We start from the raw sequence: 1045 nt of genomic DNA on the forward strand, positions 1-1045 counted from the left end.
AGAGCTTGCGAGCAAGGGCCACCAACGCCTGTGTTTTCGAGAAGCCTCTGGCCAGGTAAGACTCGTAAAATGGTTTCCACTTGGCTGAGCGACTCGCCGCCATCGCGGCGTTGTACGTCAACCGACGGATCTCCGGATCTCCTTTTTTGGTCAGGAATCTCGGGCCATTCTTTTTACCCGAATCGTCTACCGTCAGATCCATACCCAGAAACGCGATGAAGGCATCGCTATTGGCAAAGTCACCGCGCATGTAGGTCGTTGCCAACCCGGTTGCAGTCAGCTCTCCCACGCCTTCGATCGCTTTGCAGCGGTCAATATTATCTTCGATACCCGCCTCTTTGCTGACCTTGCGCAGTAGTTTCTGAATGACCTGATCGGATCGCTCGAAGGCCTTTTGCTGGGCGGTACGTTCTTTTTTCAGCAAGGGTTCATCCGCCCAGCTCAACATTAGCCCCGTATGGTTCTGAATTAACGTCGCGCGTCTGTGCAGCAAGCTTTTCAGTACGGTATAGGCCTTGGGTGGCGGGTTCCAAAGCCGCAATTTGCTTTGCTCATTCGTCAAATAACGCGCGAGCACGCGTGCATCGCAGGGATCATTTTTGGCCCGTTGACCGACCCCGCGACGATAATGGCTAACTCGATAAGCATCTACGACATAGACCTGATGCCCCATCGCATGAGCCAGATCAACAGTCTCCAAGTGGTAGATGTTGGTGGCTTCGACAGCGATAGCGCTTTGCGCGGGCAAAGTTTTGAGCCAACGTTTGAGGGAGGCTCGATCATTTTTGACCGACTCAATTGTTTCTAGGTCAGCACGATAGACAACGACTTCGGCCTTGGCGATATCGATACCAACAACCGTCTGCGAAGTAAGGATTGTCATGACGAATCCTCGGAGCTAGGGTTTAAGAGCTTGTTGGGGGCTACCGTTGCGCTGGCTTGTCTCTATCGTCGGTTTACCGATGAATTCCTTATCGGCGCTTTGGGTAGAAGGGGCGGGACGAGAAGTCTCCCACGGTCTGTACTGGTCAGAGTCAGAATCGAG

1 protein-coding gene is annotated in these 1045 nt (G+C 53.2%); it reads right to left on the reverse strand.

All coding sequences use genetic code 11. The annotated features are described in order from the left end of the window. Positions 1-883: transposase (locus L8H52_RS30310; protein WP_242210171.1), on the reverse strand; the 883-nt coding region annotated here is incomplete at its 3' end. Positions 884-1045: the final 162 nt, after the last annotated feature.

The sequence above is a fragment of the Pseudomonas sp. CROZ-RG-20F-R04-15 genome (assembly GCF_022662375.1).
Classification (GTDB): domain Bacteria; phylum Pseudomonadota; class Gammaproteobacteria; order Pseudomonadales; family Pseudomonadaceae; genus Aquipseudomonas.